Here is a 19,520-nt window from a genome sequence, read left to right as displayed (position 1 = left end):
TCAGAAACGCTTACAGCGCCATCAGCTTGTCCAGCGACGGTGCGAAGTAATAGCCGCCAGTGACCGGTTTGGTGAAACGCAACATCGCATCACGCTTACCATCAGTATCGCCAAACATGCTCAGCAGTTGCTGCTCAATGTTATGCAGACGCGCGCAGTAGGCGCAGAAGTACAGACCGTGAGTGCCACTGGCGGTGCCGTACGGCAGGCTCTGACGAACAATCTTCAGCCCTTTGCCATCTTCTTTCAGATCAACGCGGGTCAGGTGAGAGGTTTCCGGACGTTCGTCGCCGTCAATCTCTTCGTTGGCCTCTTTGGTGCGCCCGATCATCATCTCTTGATCGTGAACGCTCATCCGATTGAGCTGTTTCAGGTTGTGCTCCCAACGCTGCACAAACACATAGCTGCCGCCCGCATCCACGCCGTCTTTGATAACAGCCACTTCGCGGCGCGTCTCTTCACCCGCCGGGTTTTCTGTACCGTCAACAAAGCCGCTCAGGTCACGCTCTTCAACCCAACGGAAGCCGTGGATCTCTTCTTTCACTTCAATGCAGTCACCAAAGGCTTCCATCGCCGCCTGAGCGACAGAGAAGTTCACGTCGTGACGCAGAGAAAGAATGTGGATCAACACATCGAACTGGGTCGTCGGTGCAAGACCTTTACCGTAGCCCGGAAAATCTTTCAGCTCTTCGGCCCCAACGCCGCCGCTCAGAGCGCGCCAGGTATTGTTACCAAAGGCAACCACCGCACCAAGATGCGCGTCCGGGAATTTCGCTTCAAAAGTTGCCAGTTTGTCGGCAAATGTTTTACTGGCCGCACGCAGGGCGTCAACTTCCCCTTTCACGTTGGCTTCGATCCAAATCGCCGCGCGGCAATGTTCTGGCAAAATGCCACTCTGAACCTGAGACATTGTTCCTCCTGAAAATAATAATGCCACGCAATCCGTGGCATTGTTGGGCGCTATTTTACGTGTTTTTTCGCGGCGGCGGTTTGTTCAGACGCAAATTAACGCCGCCAGATAATTTTACTGACTTTCCAGTTTTTCAGGGTATCGTCCGAAGGCATTAACCCTTCAGGACCACTCCATTCCCCGCTGAACTGGTAGCTAATATGTTGACTGCCTTCGGCTTTACATTCGACGGCACGATTATCATCACTGTCGGCCTTTTGGCAATTGCCAAATGCTTTGCTGTAAAGGTCACTAAACGGTGTACCGATTTTAACACCGGTGTCAGCAGGAATATCGCTATCCAGCACATCAATGCGGCTGATCGTGCCTTGATCACCGTTAATCACCATCGCCACGTTGTCGCCTTTCATCACTTCAAAAAAGCGCACCACGTTGCCGTTCGCGGTTTTCATTCCGCTGCGCAGGCGATAATCGCCATCAAGCGCATCAGCAATGGCTTGTTCTTGCAGTGGTGTGGACGCCGTTAATTCACCCACGCCCTGCTCGCTCACTTTGGTGGATGATCCAAACCAGTTCCACGGGTTAGCGGCCGACCAGTTAACTGACGACATCGTGGAACAGCCGGTCAGCATCAACGGCATAGCGCATAACATTAAACGCAGCGATTTCATGTCACTTCCTTTGGTTATTCAATAACGTTGCTTGGAGTGCAAATTCACCAAAAAGTGCCGTTATTCTTTTTCTTCATTAAAACAAGCGCGTAAACGTCGATTGGTCAGCAGCCAGATTAACGCCACGATATCCGCCACTACCAGTGCCAGACCGATACCGCTAACGGATTCACCGTTCAGCCACAGCCACGGTTGCCAACAAAGTAAAACCACTTGCGCCAACAGCAACAGAAAATAGAGCACATGCCAGATACGGGGAAATGAAGCCCGCCGACCACTCAGCAAAAATGCCAGCACCGCCGGAATACCGGGAATCAACCCCAGCCAGAAATTATCGTGATCGGGATAAAACAGATTTAGCAGCGCAGTACCCTGCTCGCGCGACGCTCCGGCAATGACAAACAGCACCCAGGTTCGCGCCTGAAGCAATAGCACAAGCCAGAAGAGCAAGGGTAAACGCAGGCGACCGTGCGCATCATAATGGACAGGATAAAACTCAGTACTCTTCATCTTCAATCAAACGCTTACCCAGACTCAGCACGTCGGCGTGTTCATATCCCAGGCGTTCATACATTCCGAGCACCATGTCGTTATCTTCCGGCACGTTGATCTGAATTTTCGGACAGCCGCGAGCAATCAGCTTTTTCTCCAACCGATTAAGCAACGCATTAGCAATCCCACGCCCACGAAACTCGGGATGCACGCCAAGATAATAAGCAGACCCGCGATGCCCGTCATAACCGCCCATCACCGTTCCGACCACTTCACCGTTCACCTCAGCGACCAGAAACAAACTGACGTCATGGTTCATCTTACGCTCGATGTCCATTTCCGGATCGTTCCACGGACGCAGCAAGTCGCAACGCTCCCAAAGGGTGATGACCTCTTCGAAATCTTCCTGGCGAAATACGCGTATCTCCATGGTATTCGTTACCTTTTTGCGGGTTAAAAGGCTGATTATGGCGTGAACGGTCGAATTAGCCAATATCTGACGAAAATCGGTTGAAAAAGTGGCATAATGGGGAGTTGTCAACTATTGAAATGAAAAGTAAAACAATTCTCAACAGCAAACCGTCGTAACGGATTACGCGATACGATATAACATCTGGAACTTTATTATTACAACTCAGGCCGTATGAGCACTTTTAAACCACTAAAAACACTCACTTCGCGCCGCCAGGTGCTGAAAGCCGGTTTGGCTGCCCTGACGTTGTCAGGAATGTCGCAAGCCATCGCCAAAGAAGAACCGTTAAAAACCAGTAACGGACACAGCAAGCCGAAAGCAAAAAAAAGCGGCGGCAGACGTGTCGTTGTTCTCGATCCAGGCCACGGCGGGATTGATACCGGAGCGATCGGACGCAACGGTTCGAAAGAAAAACATGTGGTGCTGGCAATTGCCAAGAATGTCCGTTCCATATTGCGTAATCATGGCATTGATGCGCGTTTAACGCGTTCTGGCGATACGTTTATCCCACTGTACGATCGCGTTGAAATCGCCCATAAACACGGCGCAGACCTGTTTATGTCAATTCACGCCGACGGTTTTACCAACCCGAAAGCTGCCGGTGCTTCGGTATTTGCCCTCTCTAACCGTGGGGCAAGTAGCGCAATGGCGAAATACCTGTCTGAACGCGAAAACCGCGCCGATGAAGTTGCCGGTAAAAAAGCGACTGACAAGGATCACCTATTGCAGCAAGTGCTGTTTGATCTGGTGCAAACCGATACTATTAAAAACAGCCTGACGCTCGGCTCGCATATTCTGAAAAAGATTAAGCCGGTGCATAAACTGCACAGCCGCAATACCGAACAAGCCGCGTTTGTGGTGTTGAAATCGCCGTCGGTTCCGTCGGTGCTGGTGGAAACCTCGTTTATCACCAACCCGGAAGAAGAGCGGCTGTTAGGCACTGCAGCGTTTCGCCAGAAAATCGCCACAGCGATTGCCGAAGGCGTGATCAGTTATTTCCACTGGTTTGACAACCAGAAAGCACACTCGAGAAAGCGGTAAGTGATGAAACCCGACGCACACCAGGTTAAACAGTTTCTGCTCAACCTTCAGGATACGATTTGTCAGCAGTTGAGCGCCGTCGATGGCGCAGAATTTGTCGAAGATAGCTGGCAGCGCGAAGCTGGCGGCGGCGGGCGTAGTCGGGTTTTGCGTAATGGTGGTGTTTTCGAACAGGCAGGCGTCAACTTTTCACATGTCCACGGTGAGGCGATGCCTGCTTCCGCCACCGCTCATCGTCCGGAACTTGCCGGGCGCAGTTTCGAGGCGATGGGCGTTTCACTGGTAGTGCATCCGCATAATCCGTATGTCCCCACCAGCCACGCGAATGTGCGCTTTTTTATTGCCGAAAAGCCGGGTGCAGAGCCCGTCTGGTGGTTTGGCGGCGGCTTCGATTTAACCCCTTTCTATGGTTTTGAAGAAGACGCCATTCACTGGCACCGCACCGCCCGTGACCTGTGCCTGCCATTTGGCGAAGACGTTTATCCGCGTTACAAAAAGTGGTGCGACGAATACTTCTACCTCAAACATCGTAACGAACAGCGCGGCATTGGCGGGCTGTTCTTTGATGATCTGAACACGCCAGATTTCGACCACTGTTTTGCCTTTATGCAGGCGGTAGGCAAAGGCTACACCGACGCTTATTTACCAATTGTAGAGCGACGAAAAGCGATGGCCTACGGCGAGCGCGAGCGCAATTTTCAGCTCTACCGTCGCGGTCGTTATGTCGAGTTCAATCTGGTCTGGGATCGCGGCACGCTGTTTGGCCTGCAAACTGGCGGGCGCACCGAGTCGATCCTGATGTCAATGCCGCCACTGGTACGCTGGGAGTATGATTATCAGCCAAAAGATGGCAGCCCGGAAGCGGCTTTAAGTGAGTTTATTAAGGTCAGGGATTGGGTGTAACTCCCTCACCCCCACTCTCGCATCCGCTGATGCAGCGTCAGTGACGGCTTCTCGGCAAACAGTTGCTGATAATCCGTGGCAAATTGCCCAAGATGCCAGAATCCCCACTGCATGGCGGCGTCTTTTACCGTTGTGCTTTGTGACCACGGACTTATGAGTTCGCGGCGCACGGCGTTCAGGCGAATACGTTTCAGCCACGCGTTCGGACCAATGCCCAAAATGGCGTGAAACGCGTTTTGTAGCGTGCGGCGGCTGACATGCAGTTGATTACACAAGTCCAGCACCGTCACCGGTTCGGACATGTTTTCCAGCACATATTCACGGGCGCGGGAAAGCAATCGACGGTAACTCTGATGACTGATGCTTTCCGCCGTCACCATTGGCTGCGCTTCTTCCAGCATCGCCCCCATCGCCATTAGCAAATTATCCCCCAGCACTTTTCGCACTGCAGGCTGATGGAGATTTTCCGGGTTTTCGCAAAACGTCGCCAGCGCCTGTTGGACAAAGCCCCACAGAGCGGCTTTATGCTGCTCTTTCACTTCCAGCGCCGACTGGCTACGCAGCATATGTAATACCCGATCCGGATTATGCAAAAAGTTAGCCTGACGAGTGATGACATCTTCAGAAAGCACTACGCCAAGGATCGTGTAATCGTCCGGCGTACTTAATTCAAACTCGGTTCCACCAGGGCGCGTCGCAATTTCTGCGCTTCCCAGACATTGCGAACCGATAAATCCCTGCTCACCGCGCGTCGCCGGAATGCCAAACCAGAACGAGTTCGGCCAGACCAGGCACGACTGACGCAGCGCCAGACCAGTGTATTCACGAAAAACCTGAATATCATCGAGTAGAATTTCCGTAAATTCACCATGAAACTTGCCCGGATGCAGTTGATCGTAAATCTGCTGCCAGGCGGTAATTGTCAAAGCATGTTCATAGACGTCCGTTGTCTGTCGTTGATGAACATTATCCACTTCGACCTTCGGCGTGAGCTTCAGGTTTTCGGGTAAGGGTTCATGATAAAGATGGTGCAAATTGGCTGTACGGGTCTTTTTCATGATGTTAATGCCGGGTGTTGTAGGACACCCGGCACCTCCGACAGGTTAATGGGGCTTGAGACGGTAACGACTACTGCGTTTACGTAACGTCCCGGCAGAAAAGAGCTGTTCGAGCGCATTTCTGGCTTTTTCCAGCGGCCAGCCAAAGTGGGCAGCCACTTCTCCTGCCGTCATTCCCTGACGTACTGATGTTAACAGCGCCAACAACTCGTCAGCAGATTCCGCGACGATAACTGGCGCGTCGGGTTCCTTTACGGGTTGCTTCGGCTGGCGGTTAAAGCCAGTAACCAGCCACTGGGTGTCATCGTCTGGCCGACCGATCTCCTTACGGCTGATGACACGCCCGGTACGCATCGCGGCAGCACAACCTGCGTCCAGCGCCGCACGACACGCCGCCAGATCGCCTTCCACCACCAGCGTTAGGCGACCAGGGTCAAGCACTTCGTGACTGAGCAGACGAACGTTAGCTGCTTTGAGCATGGCATCAGCTGCATCTATCGCGGCGACCATGCCGTCCACTTCCAGCAATCCCAGTGCATTGATCATCGGCAACCTCCGTTACGCACGCTGGATTGGATTACGCGCGATTTCCAGCACTGCATCGGTAAAGGCGTTACAGGCTGCTTTACACGCGGCCTGGCTACCGGTTAAAAATGCTGCCGAGTAGTTGGTTTCAGACGGTGGCGGGACATAGGTCACCAACTGCACGTCGGCAGATTTCAACGCTGCATCAATGCCGTAGGTCGCTTCCAGCGGCGGTGCCACCAGATACGCCATCGGATCGCCAAGCGTGATCCCGGCGGTTGATGAGAGATAAGAACCGGTACGCGAAACTACATGTGCCAGGAAGGCTGTGTTTTCTGCGTCGTTTGCCCACTGGAAAGCAGCGCCATTTTCAATATTCGCAACCATCGCATCCAGACCAGCACGCACTTCCGCCGGGTTTGGTCCACCAAGCATAATCAGCACCTCACCGGCAGTCGGTGACGGGCCGTGTGCAGCGCCCGCATACAGCGAGCGACCATATACCACTTCGACCATCGCCTGCTTGGTCGCTTCGTCAGCCGCAATGTAGGTGACGTCATCTGAATCAGCAGAAATCAGCCCGAGGCTACGAATATGCGGCGGCAATTTCAGTTCACGTGCAAATTCGGCGTTAACGGAGGCAATCACCCGCATGGCGGTTACCGACGGTCGAATCAAATCTAAAGCTGGCATGATGCCTCCTTATCGGGTCATGTTGATGCCGGATGCTTTCTGCTCCAGCATACGTTTCGCCAAATCCACAATGACGGCTGCGGCTTCAACCGGCGGCGTGCCGCCCTGGTGAATATTAGATATACAGGTGCGATCGGCCTCAACGGTGGTCGCCATACGCGGCGAGTAAACGGCGTAGCAGGAGAGGCTTTCTGACTGCCCCAACCCCGGACGTTCGCCCACCAGCAGGATCACTACTTTCGCGCCTAGGATCTCACCGATCTGATCTTCAATCTTCACGCGACCATAACGTACAAAGAATGGCGTACCGACTTTCAGCCCGGCTTGCTTCAGGCCCGCCATCAGCGGCGGCAGGATCTCTTCGTAGTTCACGGTGATCGCATCAGTTGACAGGCCATCAGAAATAACGACCTGCACGTCCGGATTAGCAACACACTGTGCTTTCAGCGCTTCAACAGCTTCTGCACACAGGCGGCGGCCCATATCCGGACGAGTCAGGTAGAGATTTTTGTCGCTGATTTCGGAGCGGACTTCCAGCAAGCCCTGCGCTTTCACCCACTCTTCCGGTACTTCTTTCAGAACGGTATCTTTCGAACGAGAGTGATCGGCCAGGAAACGCAGCAACGCCTGGGTGCGCGGACGCGGACCGGCACGACCGGTACAAACGCGGGCCACGGTGCTGCGACGCAGTTCTGTTAATACGTCTGCGCGATGCGGGTTTTCAACACCAATCCACGCTTTTGCTTCCGCAGAACCTAAATCCAGCGCGCAGCTTTCCGAGGTCACCGGTGCCGCACAGTTGGTGGTGGCGCACTTTGCTTCTGACGGCGCGGGGGCCGCTTGTCCCATTGACGCCATCACGCTGCGTACAATTTCTTCAATCTGTTTTTGATCCATGATGTGTTATCTCCGCGTCATCAGAAGAACAGTGACGGATCGCCCGCCCGTTTGGTCAGGCGACCGTTTGCCATAATGCCCATGCTTTCCAGCCAGCGTTCAAACTCCGGTGACGGGCGCAGGTTGAGTAACTGACGCACAGTGGCTGTGTCGTGGAATGCGGTGGTCTGATAGTTGAGCATGATGTCATCGCCCAGCGGCATCCCCATGATGTAGTTGCAGCCTGCGGTGGCGAGCAGGATCATCAGGTTTTCGTTGAGGTTCTGGTCAGCGTCAGCGTGGTTGGTGTAGCAGCAGTCACAGCCCATAGAGATGCCGCTCAGCTTACCCATAAAGTGATCTTCTAAGCCTGCGCGGATAATCTGGCGGTCGTTGTAGAGATACTCCGGCCCAATAAAACCGACCACGGTGTTGACGATAAACGGATCGTAATGACGCGCCAGCCCATAGTTACGCGCTTCCATCGTCACCTGGTCTGCGCCGAAGTTAGCGCCAGCGGATAGCGCCGAGCCTTGTCCGGTTTCGAAGTAGAGACAGTTTTCCCCGGCGATACGGTTGAACTCCGCGCCCACTGCGCGTGCTTCAGCGAGCATCGCCAGCTCTACGCCAAACTCTTTCAGCCCTTTTTCGCTGCCGCAGATACTCTGGAAAATCAGCCCGCCTGGTGCGCCACGACGGATCGCTTCGATCTGGGTGGTGACGTGCGCCAGTACGCAGCCCTGAGTTGGGATGTTGAATTTGTCGATCACGCCATAGATGGTATCCAACACGCGGCTTAAGTTTTCCACGTCGTCAGTCACCGGGTTAACGCCGATCACCGCATCGCCCACCCCGAAGGAAAGCCCTTCGTAGATTTGCGCGGCGATACTTTGCACGTCGTCACGGGTATCATTCGGCTGCAAACGGGCGCTAAAGGTGCCCGGAATACCAATGGTGGTATTGGCCTTTTTGATCACCGGCATTTTCTTCGCGCCGTAGATCAGGTCCGCGTTGGAGCAAATCTTCGCTACCGCCGCCACCACTTCCGAGGTCAGCCCTTTGCGGGTAAAGGCAATGTCGTCCACGCTGGTTTCATCGCTCAGCACATACTCACGCAGTTCGCTGATGCTCCAGTTTTTAATCTGGTTGTAGGCCGTTTCGTTAACGTCGTCCTGAATCAGCCGCGTCACGCAGTCATCTTCATAGGCAATCACCGGATTATTGCGGATGTCCGCTACGGTCATTTCCGACAACACCTGCTTTGCCGCCACGCGCTCCTGTGAGCTTGCCGCAGCAACGCCCGCCAGCACATCCCCCGAACGCAGTTCGTTGGCTTTAGCCAGCACCTCTTTTACATCCTTAAACTGATATACATTGCCGAACAATGTGGTCTTTAGTTTCATAAGTCGTTCCCTCAGGAAGGAAATGCGAGTGATTTCACCGTCACCGGCACAACCGATCCGCCAAAAAGAGGCGTACCAATGTCGATATAGTCCCCCGCGCGGACAATCACTTCGTCAATGACTGCCAACGGGAGTTGTTGTAGCTGTGGGCGCAACAACATGCCCAGAGCTTTACCAAAGTCCTGCCCGGCCACCACCAGCAGGGGATGCGGATTCGGAAAACGCGCGACGAAATCGACCAGCGCGTTGATGACCGTCAGTACCGCGGCGTAACGCACAGGCAGCGAGGCGGGAAGCGCCAGCACATACGCGTCAGTTTTGGGGCAAAGATCCAGTTGAATCAGCGCCTGTTGCCAGGCACTGACCAGATCCGTTTCATCAATCGGGATCGCCACCGGCAAATTGCGCAGCGGCAGTTGTACGCCCTCCAGCCAGATTGTGCTGCCAGAGAGCGAAAGGGTATGAGCACCCGCGCCAATCACCGTGGCGCGCACGGTTTGCGCCGGAAACTGCACGTTCATCTCACGCAGACGCGGATGGTCATGCAGCGCCGTTGCCAGAAGCGGGCCTATATCGGCAAAACAGAACGGGTCGGCGGGCTGGTGGCGATAACATTCGCCCACGCCGCCAGAAAGCGTAATGATTTCGGGCGTAACACCTGCGGGCAGCAAACCGGTTTGCATCAATGCCTGCGCGAGCGGCGAGAGCGTTCCGTCAATCACTTCGACAATCAGCTCTGCCATCCGGCGAGTAACCTGCACCAGCTGCGCGCCGGTCAGCGAACGGGCGTCAGTACCGGCACCGAAGCACTCATCCACAATCATCTGCCCCGGTTTATGAGCGTAAACCACGCGCCCCTGGCTGTCGGTTTCCAGCAGGCGACCGCCGACGTTGAGGCAGGCAGTGCCGCTGATTTTTCCGGCATCGAACAGGGCGTAGTTCGCGGTGCCACCCCCGATATCGATATTCAGGACCCGACACAGCCGTTGTTCAGAAAGGGTTTGCGCCCCGGCACCGTGTCCGGCGATCACGGATTCAAGATGCGGCCCGGCGCTGGCGACGACAAAATCGCCCAGCGACCGGGAGAGCGCCATCACCGCCGGGCGAGCGTTGCGGGTTTTTGCGCTTTCACCGGTGATAATGATGGCACCAGAATCAACGCTTTCCGGCGCAATGCCCGCAGCCTGATATTGCTCGAGGATTAAGGTTTTCAGTTCCGCTTCTTTTAAACCACCCTGTTTATCGACAGGGGTAAAAAACACCGGGCTTTGCCAGCTAATTTCGCGTTTGATGAATTCGTAGCGCGGCACCTGCGACACCGCCGCACGGTTAACCAGCTCCAGGTGGGAGAAGATCACCTGGGTGGTGGTGGTGCCGATATCGATACCGACGCTCAGTAGCTGGCGAGTGTTCACGATTGCGCCTCCGCTTCAGTTTTAGCCGCGGTCGCGTCTTCTTTTGGCACCAGCATCATCGCCACGCCAATTGCCGTTACGCCGCCGATCAATTTGCCGACAATCATCGGGAAGATCATGGCGTTCATGTTGGCAGCGGCGAAGCCTAAATGGTCGCCCAGGGCGAAAGCAGCGGAAACGGCGAAGGCGCAGTTGATGACTTTGCCGCGGGTATCCATCTGCTTCATCATGCCAAACATCGGAATGTTGTTGGCAAGCGTTGCCACCATGCCGGCTGCCGCGATATTGTTCATATTCAGCACGTTACCGACACTCATCAGCGGTTTTTCAAACCAGCGAGTCAGCAGCAGTACCATCGGATACGCCCCTAACAGAACGCAGGAGATCGAGCCGATAACTTCAATGGCGCGCATCACTTCACCGGGTTTATCGCCAGGGGCCATAAAGATAGGATCAAGACCCGGGATCAGTTCCCAGCCAAGGAGGAATTTCACTACCGCAGCGGCAAGACCGAGGGTGATCAATGCAACGAGGAATTTGGCGAAGATCTGGAAGCCGTTGATCATTTTTTCCGGGATGAATTTCAGTCCCAGCGCCACCAGCACCGCAACGATAAGTACCGGGATCATGTTCATCAGGATCAGCGCAAAGGTGAATTCAACAGGCTGGCCGTTGATCTGCACACCGGAGTACATCGCTACCAGACCACCAGCGATACAGCCAATCGGAATGGTCACTATGCCCGCCAGCACGCCGAGCGCCAGATAACGACGGTCAGAAGGTTCGATAATGCCGAGCGCCACTGGAATGGAAAACACAATCGTTGGCCCCATCATCGACCCGAGAATTAACCCAGAGTATAGCCACGCTGCTACGTCACCGCCCGCCAGCTCTTTGGCGAGGAAGAAGCCGCCCATATCGCACGCCAGCAGTGTTCCGGCGAACATTGACGGGTTTGCGCCGAGCATTTCGTAAACCGGGATAATCACCGGTCCGAGAACGTGGGCCAGTACCGGTGCCAGTGCGGTCATACCGACCATCGCCAGGCCCAGAGCGCCCATTGCCATAAAGCCTTCTTCGAACTGACCGCCGGATCCTTCGATACTTTTACCGAACTTACCGAGGAAACGAGCAGAACCGCCGAACTGCGACAGGATCCTGTCTACGGCAGCTATCAGCATAAAGAACATCATGATGTACATGATGATTTCGTTAATTCCCATCGCCTTTACTCCCTGTTAGTTGTTATTTATTGGCGGATGCGGCGTGAACGCCTTATCCGCCCTACATGTGCAATCCCGAAGGCCAGATAAGACGCGGCAAGCGTCGCATCCGGCAATTGCACCGCGCCACTGGCGGATGCGGCGTGAACGCCTTATCCGCCCTATATGTGCAATCCCGTCGGCCGGATAAGACGCGGCAAGCGTCGCATCCGGCATTTATTGCGCCGCTGCGTACAGGCCGACAATCTGCTCCAGGCTGGCGGTACGCGGGTTACTGCGCAGACAAATATCTTCCAGCGCGGCCTGCGCCCATGCGCCGTAATGCGCAGATGTCGCACCAACATCGCCCAGTCGTTTACCAATCCCAACTTCAGCAATCAGCTCACTTACCGCGTTAATAGCGTCACGATCGTCGGATTTTTTAGTTCGCAGCGCCCGACCAATCTGACTAAACCGATCACGACAAACCATCCGGTTAAATTCCATCACCGTTGGCAACAACATGGCGTTCGCCAGACCGTGCGGAATATGCAGCGCCGCCCCTGGCTGATGCGCCATCGCGTGGCATAACCCAAGCCCGGCGCTGGAAAACGCCATTCCCGCCATACATGAAGCCAGCAACATGCTCTCGCGCGCGGCAAGGTCATGGCCGTAGCCCACCGCTTTCGGCAGTGATTTGCCAATCATCGCAATGGCACCAATCGCCAGGCTGTCGGTAAACGGTGTAGCGTTCAGCGCGCTGTACGCTTCAATGGCATGGGTTAACGCATCAATGCCAGTCATCGCCGTGACATGCGACGGCACGCCTTCGGTCAGCGCAGCGTCGAGAATCGCCACATCCGGCATCAGCGAGGCATGGGCTAACACCTGTTTGCGCCCGCTTACCGCATCGATAATCACCGTCACGTTAGTCGTTTCAGAGCCGGTTCCGGCGGTCGTTGGAATGGCAATCAACGGCAGGCGCGGTTGCAGGACGCTGGTTTCTGACATTTCTGCCAGCGTGCTATCGGGGTTCGTCACCAGCAACGCAACGGCTTTCGCCGCATCCAGCACCGAGCCGCCGCCAAACGCGATCACCCCGTCACAACCTGATTCACGCAACTGCGCCACGGCTGCACACACGTCGGTGATGCACGGTTCGCCCACCGGACATGGCCAGAGCGTCATGGCGATACCTTTAACGGCCAGGCTACGTGTCAGCCCGGCGGTCATCCCTGCCTGATGCAAAAAGCTGTCTGCCATCACGAACAGATGTTTCAACCCACGCGTTTGCGCTTGCTGCCCGCAACTGCTCACCGCGCCCGGACCGCAAAGCGTCACCGGTGGAACGCTAAATGTTTTTACCCGTTGCAGATTCAGGGTATCGAACGCCTGAAAAAGCGCCGTTTGCAATTCACTTTGCATAGATCCCCTCCGCTTTCTCTCGCCCACTACTGGCGATTGCCAGCGGGGTCATAAACAAACTGTGCTGCGGTAAATGCACCTGTAACGCCGGAAATTGTTTGCAAAACAGCGCAGCTACGCCCGGTTGCATACAGGAACCGCCCGCCAGCCATAAATCCGTAATGCCCTGCCCTTCAATATGCCGGGCCACAATGTCCGCCATTTTTTCGTACACCGGTTTCACCGCGGGCCAAATCTCGTCACCGTGACCGCGTTTGTACTGCTCTGCCTCTTCCAGCGAAATACGGCGATTTCCGGCGAGAGTCAGAGAGATGTGATGTCCGCCGGTGGCTTCATCCGCCGAGTACGTCACCTTGCCCTTTTTCACGATGGCAATACCAGTAGTGCCACCGCCGATATCCACTACACCGGCGTTGTCCAGTTGCAGCAGATCCGCGACTGCGGTTGGCTCATCCAGCACATGGCTCACTTCCAGTCCAGCAGACTCCAGCACGTTGATGGAAATACGCGGGTCCGTACCAGGAGGAAATGAGGTCGCCGCATGGCTAAAACGGCGACCGAATTGCTGCTCAAGGGTGTCGAGATGGCGACGAACAATGGTGACCGCACCGAAGAAATCCCAGACGATGCCGTCGCGGACCACATCGGCCCAGTCGAGGCATACCGCCACCGGCTGACCGTCGCGGTCGACAACCATCGACACCACATCGCAAGTGCCCAGATCCACCCCCAGCCACAGCGGAGATTCCGTCGCGGCAGGCGTCTGGTTACACAGCGTTGCCGCCGTTTGCAGACGTGGGGTGAGCCATTGTTCATCGTGCGCCATCGGTTACTCCTTAAACAATGCGAAACGCATCGACTAATACACAGCGACGCAGACGGACAAACGTCCGCGCGCTGGTTACCCCTTCACCGGTTGGCGTGGTGATGGTCATCGTGGTCCAGCCTTCCCCGCCCAGCCCCAGCCCGGCAATACACGGTCCGTTCTTAACGAAAATGCTGGTATCAATGGCGTTCGCCATCTGGTTCATGTTTTCGATATTGCGCGAGTGCATTGCCGCCGTGTGGTGGCAACCGCCTTCCAGTTTCACCGCCAGCGCAATGGCATCCGCCACGTTGGCGACGCGCACGACGGGCAGCACCGGCATCATCAGTTCGGTCACGGCAAACGGATGTTCTGCGGTGGTTTCTACAAACAGCAGTCGCGTTTGTTCCGGAACTTTAAGGCCGATTGCCGCCGCGATTTTCGCCGCATCGCGACCAACCCAGTCACGGCTGACGGTGCCTTTTCCGCGCTCGTCGATATTTTTCAGCAACACCGGTTGCAGTTGCTGCGCCTGCTCTGCGGTCAGTTTCACCGCATGCTGGCCTTCCATCAGACGCATCAGTTCATCGGCTACGCTATCAACAACAATCAGTACCTTTTCGTCGGCACAAATGATGTTGTTATCGAAAGACGCGCCTTTGACGATGGACTGAGCAGCACGGGCGAGGTCGGCGGTTTCATCCACCACTACCGGCGGGTTGCCAGCGCCTGCGGCAATCAGACGTTTATTGGTGTGTTTGCGCGCCGCTTCCACTACCGCTTCGCCGCCGGTCACCACCAGCAGGCCGATACCCGGAAACTTGAACAAGCGTTGCGCGGTTTCGATATCCGGATTTGCTACGGTAACCAGTAAGTTTTCCGGCCCGCCTGCGGCAACAATCGCCTGGTTGAGCAGCGTGATCGCCCGCTGGGAGACTTTTTTCGCCGCCGGATGCGGGGCAAAAATGACGCTGTTGCCCGCGGCAATCAGGCTGATGGCGTTGTTAATTACGGTTGCCGCCGGGTTAGTGGAAGGCGTCACCGAAGCCACCACGCCCCAGGGTGCGTTTTCAATTAGGGTCAGGCCGTTGTCGCCAGTCAGCACTTGCGGAGAGAGGCACTCAACGCCTGGTGTGCCGCGCGCCTGAGCGACGTTTTTGGCAAATTTATCTTCAACGCGCCCCATGCCGGTTTCACTGACGGCAAGTTCCGCTAAATCTCTGGCGTGTTTTTCGCCTGCTTCACGAATGGCAGCAATGGCTAACTGGCGCATTGCCACGCTTTTTAACCCTTGCTGGGCGACTTTGGCTGCCGCAACGGCGTCATCCAGGGACGCGAAAACGCCCATCTCATGAACGGCGGCGGGCGGCGTGTCACTGCTTTGCATTTTCAGCAGTACCGCTTTCACCACCTGTTCAATATCCTGTTGATTCATGATGTTCTGCCTTATTTGTGGAAAATGACCTGACCGCCAGACACCACCTCATCGACGATGCCAATCACGCACAGATCGACCGGTGACGTTTCGCTTTTATGCGCCTGGCGGGCGGAACTGCCACTCACCAGTAACACCCACTCCCCGGTTCCCGCGCCAATATTGTCGATGGCGACGGCGCATTGCCCGTCAGGATTACCTTGTGGATCAATCATTTCCACCATCAGCAATTTGTCATGCGCCAGTCCGTGATGGCGTACGGTACAAACAATTTGTCCAGTGACGACTGCCAGTTTCATACCCGCCTCCGTGGCGTATTTCAGGTAAAAGCTCCCCCTACCCTCCGCAGAAGGTAAAATGAAAAAGGAGAGAGCGTGACGCCCGAATCGACGTCACACAGGGTGATTACAGGTTGCTGCTATCGCCTTTCAGGCCGATCGGGAAGACTTCTTCCAGGTCGCCGTGCGGACGCGGGATAACGTGTACAGATACCAGCTCGCCGATACGCTGTGCCGCTGCGGCACCTGCATCGGTCGCGGCTTTACAGGCTGCAACATCACCACGAACCATGGCAGTACACAGGCCGCCGCCAATCTGCTTAACACCAACCAGCTTGACGCGCGCAGCTTTAACCATCGCGTCAGAAGCCTCTATCAGTGCAACCAGGCCCCGGGTTTCGATCATTCCTAATGCTTCCATTGTGCTTTCCTCTTTATCAGGGTCCAGAACGGGACCGTTCATTCAACCAGTGTTTGTAAACTGCTTTCGCGGTTCACTTCTGTCTGACGCGGCACAGCTGCCACCAGCGCCAGTTCGATAATTTCCTGCACGCTACAACCACGAGAGAGATCGTGCATCGGCGCGGCAAGTCCTTGTATCAATGGCCCGACGGCACGATATCCGCCAAGTCGTTGTGCGATTTTGTAGCCAATATTTCCGGCTTCCAGCGACGGAAAAACCATCACATTAGCTTTGCCCTGTAACGGGCTGGCAGGCGCTTTTTGCGCCGCCACTTCCGGCACGAAGGCGGCGTCAAACTGCAACTCGCCATCGACAACCAGCTTTGGTGCGCGCTCACGGACGATTTCTGTCGCCTGCTGGACGTTGGCAACGCAGGGGTGACGGGCACTACCGTTACTGGAAAACGACAGCATCGCCACGCGCGGTTCTTCTCCGGTGATGGCGCGCCAGGTTTCGGCGCTGGCAAGCGCGATATCCGCCAGTTGTGCCGCCGTCGGCTGCGGCACCACGCTGCAATCGGCAAAGCCCAACGCCGGACCGCTGTACTGTGGCAGCATCAGGAAAATGGATGAGAGCGTTTTACAGCCTGGCTGCAAGCCGATAATGCGTAATCCGGCACGCAGCACATTCGCCGTGGAAGAGAGGTTGCCCGCGATACAGACATCCGCTTTACCGGCGCTGACCATTGCGGCGGCGAACATCAGCGGATCGGTAAGTTTTTCCAGCGCATCCGGCGGCGTTTTTTCGCCCGCGCGGGCCAGCCAGCGATGAGCAAATTCTTCCCGCATTGCGAGGTTGCCATGCGGATCTATCACCTGTAGCCCGTCCATCGCCACGCCGTGACTGAGCGCAAACTGACGAAGTTCAAACGGATTGGCGACCAGAATGGGCGTTGCCAGACCTTGTTGATGTAAATATTGCGCAGCTTTCAGCACACGTTGATCTAACGCATCCGGAAAAACTACTCTGGCGGGCGCTCGCAACGCCAGTTCACGACAACGTTTAATAATCATTGCGTTTCCCCCAGTCGTTGTTGGATCTGCTTCACCGTTAGCGGCTGCTTCGTTACGCTCAGGATCATCATCACGTAGACCGTGCTGGAAAGGCGGTTCAGCGCCTGCAAAATGTCCGGGCGTAATACTTCAAAGCTGCGGGTGATAAAGACCTGCGCCGCTACGGTTTCGGTTTCCCGCACTTTGGTGCGTAGCAGATTCAGCAACGCCGCATCGCGCCCGTGGCTGGCTTCCGGCACCAGATGATCGTGGTCGAGATAACGCAGCGGCTGGTGAGAAAGCCGATGCAGATCTTCGTCAGAAAGCCCGACAATCGCCTGGCAGGCCAGCGGTTCCCCCAGCGCATCGGCACGCATAATGTTGCCAAGACGCGAACGGATATCCGCCAGCCACGGCTGCCACGGTTCCGCCAGTTCAATTTGCAGCCACACTGCCAGCGCAATGGTGCTGTCGAGAACAGCGCGAAAAGCCAGGCGCGGATCGCTTTTGGCGACCATTTTTTCCGCCGACAGGTGAGTCAGCGTATCCGGCTTTTTTGCTACCGGCTGGCGGCACAGTTCGCAGCACGCCTGCGGATGTTCATCGCTACTGGTCAGTCCGTGAACGGGCTGCGGCTGCTGCTGTTCATCGTCAACAAACAGGCGGCCCTGCTCGTCAATAAACTTGATGCGCAGATGGCGGCTTTCCAGTAACTCCCGGGCAGAGGGCGTCAGGCGACTGTCCGCAGGGAGATGGATCTCTGCGCCTTCGCTGAGCGTATGGTTCGCTCTTAGCCATGCTTCGGTGATGAAATCTTTCATAGGGATTGCCAGTTAGCCGGCCAGGCGACATACAGGAATTTCACGCTGGATGTCGTACCAAATTCGATACTGGAGCCTTTCGGGATAAACATCACATCGCCCGCTTTGGCGATCATAGTTTCGCCTTCGTGGCGAACATGCAGCTCCCCTTCCAGCACCATGTCGATTTCGTCGTAGTTCAGGGTCCACGGAAAGAAGGCGTTCTCCCACTGCATGAAACCAGCGGCCATACTGCTGCCGTCGTCTCCGGTCACGAGATCAGTCAAGCCTACGCAGTGCGGTTGTGCGCCGTCGAAACGACCAAACTTGACGCTGCTGCCATCAATAACTTTGATGCCGCCTTTGCCGGTCACCGATTTAAAGCTCGGCTGCAGTGCACCCTGTTCCAGCGACTGTTTTTCCTTCATCACTTTTTCCATCAGCTGCGCGACCAGGCTTTCGGTAAACTGACCTTCCGGCAGTTGGGCGATAATGGTTTCACGGATGCGCTGGCTTTCGGTTTTATCGGCTGATGCGCTGGCGGGAACAGACGCCGTTACCGGGATCGATTCATCACATTCGGTGATGGTAAAACCCAACAGATCAGCCATTTCACGAGCTTCCGGGGTAATAATGCTGGCGCGCAGAACCACGGACATTGCCAGTTCGCCGCGCGCGTGTGCTTCACGAATATCATTCGCTGTGATGAGTTTTTTCACCTGCTTCCTCCTGTTTGGTGAGAGATGCCAGATAATCCACCAGTTGCTGCACGCTTTGCGGGTCGTGGCTGTTTAGCTCGAAAATCGGCTCTTCGAAGCCCGTCTCAAGCAATAACTTTCGCGTTGCGGCGACGTCAGCATCTGGCATGTCCGTTTTACTGATGACGGCGATTTGCCGTTTGCTGACGCCAATATCCAGCAACCCGGCAGGCAACCGACTTTCCGGGTCATTCGCGCCGTGGACATAGATCAGCATGTCCACATCCTGTAGCGTGGTAATTAAGGCGTGATACCAGCGGGGATGGCTAAAATATTCACCCGGCGTATCAATATCGCCATTATCATTAAATTCCACGGCCTGTGTTTTTCTTGCGAGGGTATAATTCCCCTGCAACGCATTAAATAACGTTGTTTTTCCTGCCCCGACGGTACCCACAAACGCAATTCGTTTCATGAATGCCCCATATTAACTTTTGGTCATTTCACAAAGCGTATAATTTAATAAGCGTCCTAAACCACTGACGGTTTGTGATAACGCTTCTTCTACTGCGCCCACCGAACCATAAATCACCAGCGCGCCGCTAAAACGGTCGAGAAAACCGATATGCACACCGGCGGCTTTCAACGCTAAATCACCGGCGATCATCGCCGTTTCTCCGGGAGTTAGCGTCATAATGCCGATTGCGCCCGCATCCGGAACGCCGATTTTCTTCGCCAGTTCCTCGCCGGGATGCGCGATGAGATGCGCCAGTGTGACCTGTTTACCGGGCACAAATTCCTGAATGATGCGTTCTTTATCCATGAGTCGCCGCCTGTGAAAAACTTTCGTGTATCGTGACAATTTTTCGTCAGAGTAAATAACAAAATTCGGCAAGCGCGTTTAAAAGGTGAGGTAGATCACTAAGAATGGAGAGATATTTGCTGTGGTGCATAAACTTTCAT

At 55.4% G+C, this 19,520-nt stretch carries 23 protein-coding genes; 2 read left to right on the top strand and 21 right to left on the bottom strand.

The genetic code is table 11. From position 1 onward, the window contains the following. Positions 1-10 precede the first annotated feature (10 nt). The 4 genes from yfeX to ypeA all read right to left on the bottom strand — a co-directional run bounded on the left by yfeX (position 11) and on the right by ypeA (position 2,503). Positions 11-910 carry a porphyrinogen peroxidase gene (gene yfeX / locus EAS44_RS07930; RefSeq protein WP_000084590.1) on the bottom strand — a complete coding sequence of 300 codons (900 nt, stop codon included), beginning with the start codon at positions 908-910 and terminating at the stop codon, positions 11-13. A gap of 95 nt (positions 911-1,005) precedes the next feature. Further along, on the bottom strand, positions 1,006-1,581 hold the full coding sequence (yfeY, locus tag EAS44_RS07925; protein WP_000838948.1) for an RpoE-regulated lipoprotein: 576 nt from the start codon (positions 1,579-1,581) through the stop codon (positions 1,006-1,008). A gap of 60 nt (positions 1,582-1,641) precedes the next feature. Continuing rightward, positions 1,642-2,091 (bottom strand): DUF2919 domain-containing protein, encoded by a 450-nt coding sequence (yfeZ, locus tag EAS44_RS07920; RefSeq protein ID WP_001331810.1) that lies wholly within the window; start codon positions 2,089-2,091, stop codon positions 1,642-1,644. After that, a complete protein-coding gene (ypeA, locus tag EAS44_RS07915) occupies positions 2,078-2,503 on the bottom strand; it encodes a GNAT family acetyltransferase (protein WP_000406000.1) in 426 nt (141 codons plus the stop codon). Before ypeA ends, yfeZ begins: the two co-directional genes overlap by 14 nt. Before the next feature lie 213 nt (positions 2,504-2,716). On the opposite strand from ypeA, the gene amiA reads away from it, so the two are divergent. Further along, the gene (gene amiA, locus EAS44_RS07910; RefSeq protein ID WP_000102910.1) at positions 2,717-3,586 is read left to right on the top strand and encodes an N-acetylmuramoyl-L-alanine amidase AmiA; all 870 of its coding nucleotides are present in this window, start codon (positions 2,717-2,719) and stop codon (positions 3,584-3,586) included. 3 nt (positions 3,587-3,589) lie between these two features. Continuing rightward, on the top strand, positions 3,590-4,489 hold the full coding sequence (hemF, locus tag EAS44_RS07905; protein ID WP_001298446.1) for an oxygen-dependent coproporphyrinogen oxidase: 900 nt from the start codon (positions 3,590-3,592) through the stop codon (positions 4,487-4,489). A 5-nt stretch (positions 4,490-4,494) separates the two neighbouring features. On the opposite strand, the gene eutR is transcribed toward hemF, so the two are convergent. The 17 genes from eutR to eutS form a co-directional block, all read right to left on the bottom strand. Further along, positions 4,495-5,547: an HTH-type transcriptional regulator EutR gene (eutR, locus tag EAS44_RS07900; RefSeq protein ID WP_000753709.1), complete on the bottom strand. Its 1,053-nt coding sequence runs from the start codon at positions 5,545-5,547 to the stop codon at positions 4,495-4,497. 45 nt (positions 5,548-5,592) lie between these two features. Continuing rightward, a complete protein-coding gene (gene eutK, locus EAS44_RS07895) occupies positions 5,593-6,093 on the bottom strand; it encodes an ethanolamine utilization microcompartment protein EutK (protein ID WP_001295463.1) in 501 nt (166 codons plus the stop codon). 12 nt (positions 6,094-6,105) lie between these two features. After that, positions 6,106-6,765 carry an ethanolamine utilization microcompartment protein EutL gene (gene eutL, locus EAS44_RS07890; protein ID WP_001111047.1) on the bottom strand — a complete coding sequence of 220 codons (660 nt, stop codon included), beginning with the start codon at positions 6,763-6,765 and terminating at the stop codon, positions 6,106-6,108. Positions 6,766-6,774: 9 nt separating this feature from the next. Continuing rightward, on the bottom strand, positions 6,775-7,662 hold the full coding sequence (gene eutC / locus EAS44_RS07885; protein WP_000372316.1) for an ethanolamine ammonia-lyase subunit beta: 888 nt from the start codon (positions 7,660-7,662) through the stop codon (positions 6,775-6,777). Between the two features lie 20 nt (positions 7,663-7,682). Beyond that, the gene (gene eutB / locus EAS44_RS07880) at positions 7,683-9,044 is read right to left on the bottom strand and encodes an ethanolamine ammonia-lyase subunit alpha (RefSeq protein WP_000769952.1); all 1,362 of its coding nucleotides are present in this window, start codon (positions 9,042-9,044) and stop codon (positions 7,683-7,685) included. Positions 9,045-9,055: 11 nt separating this feature from the next. Then, positions 9,056-10,459 carry an ethanolamine ammonia-lyase reactivating factor EutA gene (gene eutA, locus EAS44_RS07875; protein ID WP_001097487.1) on the bottom strand — a complete coding sequence of 468 codons (1,404 nt, stop codon included), beginning with the start codon at positions 10,457-10,459 and terminating at the stop codon, positions 9,056-9,058. Next, positions 10,456-11,682 carry an ethanolamine utilization protein EutH gene (gene eutH, locus EAS44_RS07870; RefSeq protein ID WP_000512390.1) on the bottom strand — a complete coding sequence of 409 codons (1,227 nt, stop codon included), beginning with the start codon at positions 11,680-11,682 and terminating at the stop codon, positions 10,456-10,458. The genes eutA and eutH overlap by 4 nt, the downstream gene beginning before the upstream one ends. Positions 11,683-11,898: 216 nt before the next feature. Continuing rightward, positions 11,899-13,086 (bottom strand): ethanolamine utilization ethanol dehydrogenase EutG, encoded by a 1,188-nt coding sequence (gene eutG, locus EAS44_RS07865; RefSeq protein ID WP_001305216.1) that lies wholly within the window; start codon positions 13,084-13,086, stop codon positions 11,899-11,901. Further along, a complete protein-coding gene (gene eutJ / locus EAS44_RS07860; RefSeq protein ID WP_000929720.1) occupies positions 13,076-13,912 on the bottom strand; it encodes an ethanolamine utilization protein EutJ in 837 nt (278 codons plus the stop codon). Before eutJ ends, eutG begins: the two co-directional genes overlap by 11 nt. A gap of 10 nt (positions 13,913-13,922) precedes the next feature. Next, entirely contained in the window at positions 13,923-15,326 is a 1,404-nt protein-coding gene (eutE, locus tag EAS44_RS07855) for an aldehyde dehydrogenase family protein (RefSeq protein WP_001075686.1), read from the bottom strand. Positions 15,327-15,337: 11 nt separating this feature from the next. Further along, complete coding sequence (gene eutN, locus EAS44_RS07850; RefSeq protein WP_000762196.1) at positions 15,338-15,625, bottom strand: ethanolamine utilization microcompartment protein EutN; 288 nt, start codon at positions 15,623-15,625, stop codon at positions 15,338-15,340. Positions 15,626-15,731: 106 nt separating this feature from the next. Beyond that, a complete protein-coding gene (gene eutM, locus EAS44_RS07845) occupies positions 15,732-16,025 on the bottom strand; it encodes an ethanolamine utilization microcompartment protein EutM (RefSeq protein ID WP_000387713.1) in 294 nt (97 codons plus the stop codon). 38 nt (positions 16,026-16,063) lie between these two features. Further along, positions 16,064-17,080, bottom strand: coding sequence for a phosphate acetyltransferase (gene pta, locus EAS44_RS07840; protein ID WP_000584522.1), 1,017 nt, complete (start codon positions 17,078-17,080; stop codon positions 16,064-16,066). Beyond that, the gene (eutT, locus tag EAS44_RS07835; protein ID WP_000651281.1) at positions 17,077-17,880 is read right to left on the bottom strand and encodes an ethanolamine utilization cob(I)yrinic acid a,c-diamide adenosyltransferase EutT; all 804 of its coding nucleotides are present in this window, start codon (positions 17,878-17,880) and stop codon (positions 17,077-17,079) included. The genes pta and eutT overlap by 4 nt, the downstream gene beginning before the upstream one ends. Further along, positions 17,877-18,578: an ethanolamine utilization acetate kinase EutQ gene (eutQ, locus tag EAS44_RS07830; RefSeq protein WP_000733875.1), complete on the bottom strand. Its 702-nt coding sequence runs from the start codon at positions 18,576-18,578 to the stop codon at positions 17,877-17,879. The genes eutT and eutQ overlap by 4 nt, the downstream gene beginning before the upstream one ends. Continuing rightward, positions 18,553-19,032: an ethanolamine utilization acetate kinase EutP gene (gene eutP, locus EAS44_RS07825; protein ID WP_000820789.1), complete on the bottom strand. Its 480-nt coding sequence runs from the start codon at positions 19,030-19,032 to the stop codon at positions 18,553-18,555. Before eutP ends, eutQ begins: the two co-directional genes overlap by 26 nt. A 12-nt stretch (positions 19,033-19,044) precedes the next feature. Next, positions 19,045-19,380 (bottom strand): ethanolamine utilization microcompartment protein EutS, encoded by a 336-nt coding sequence (eutS, locus tag EAS44_RS07820; RefSeq protein WP_001331813.1) that lies wholly within the window; start codon positions 19,378-19,380, stop codon positions 19,045-19,047. Positions 19,381-19,520: the final 140 nt, after the last annotated feature.

Source organism: Escherichia coli DSM 30083 = JCM 1649 = ATCC 11775, from assembly GCF_003697165.2.
In the GTDB taxonomy this organism is placed as follows: Bacteria; Pseudomonadota; Gammaproteobacteria; order Enterobacterales; family Enterobacteriaceae; genus Escherichia; species Escherichia coli.
The sequence above is the reverse complement of the archived record's forward strand: the minus strand, read 5'-3'. Positions and strand labels throughout refer to the sequence as shown.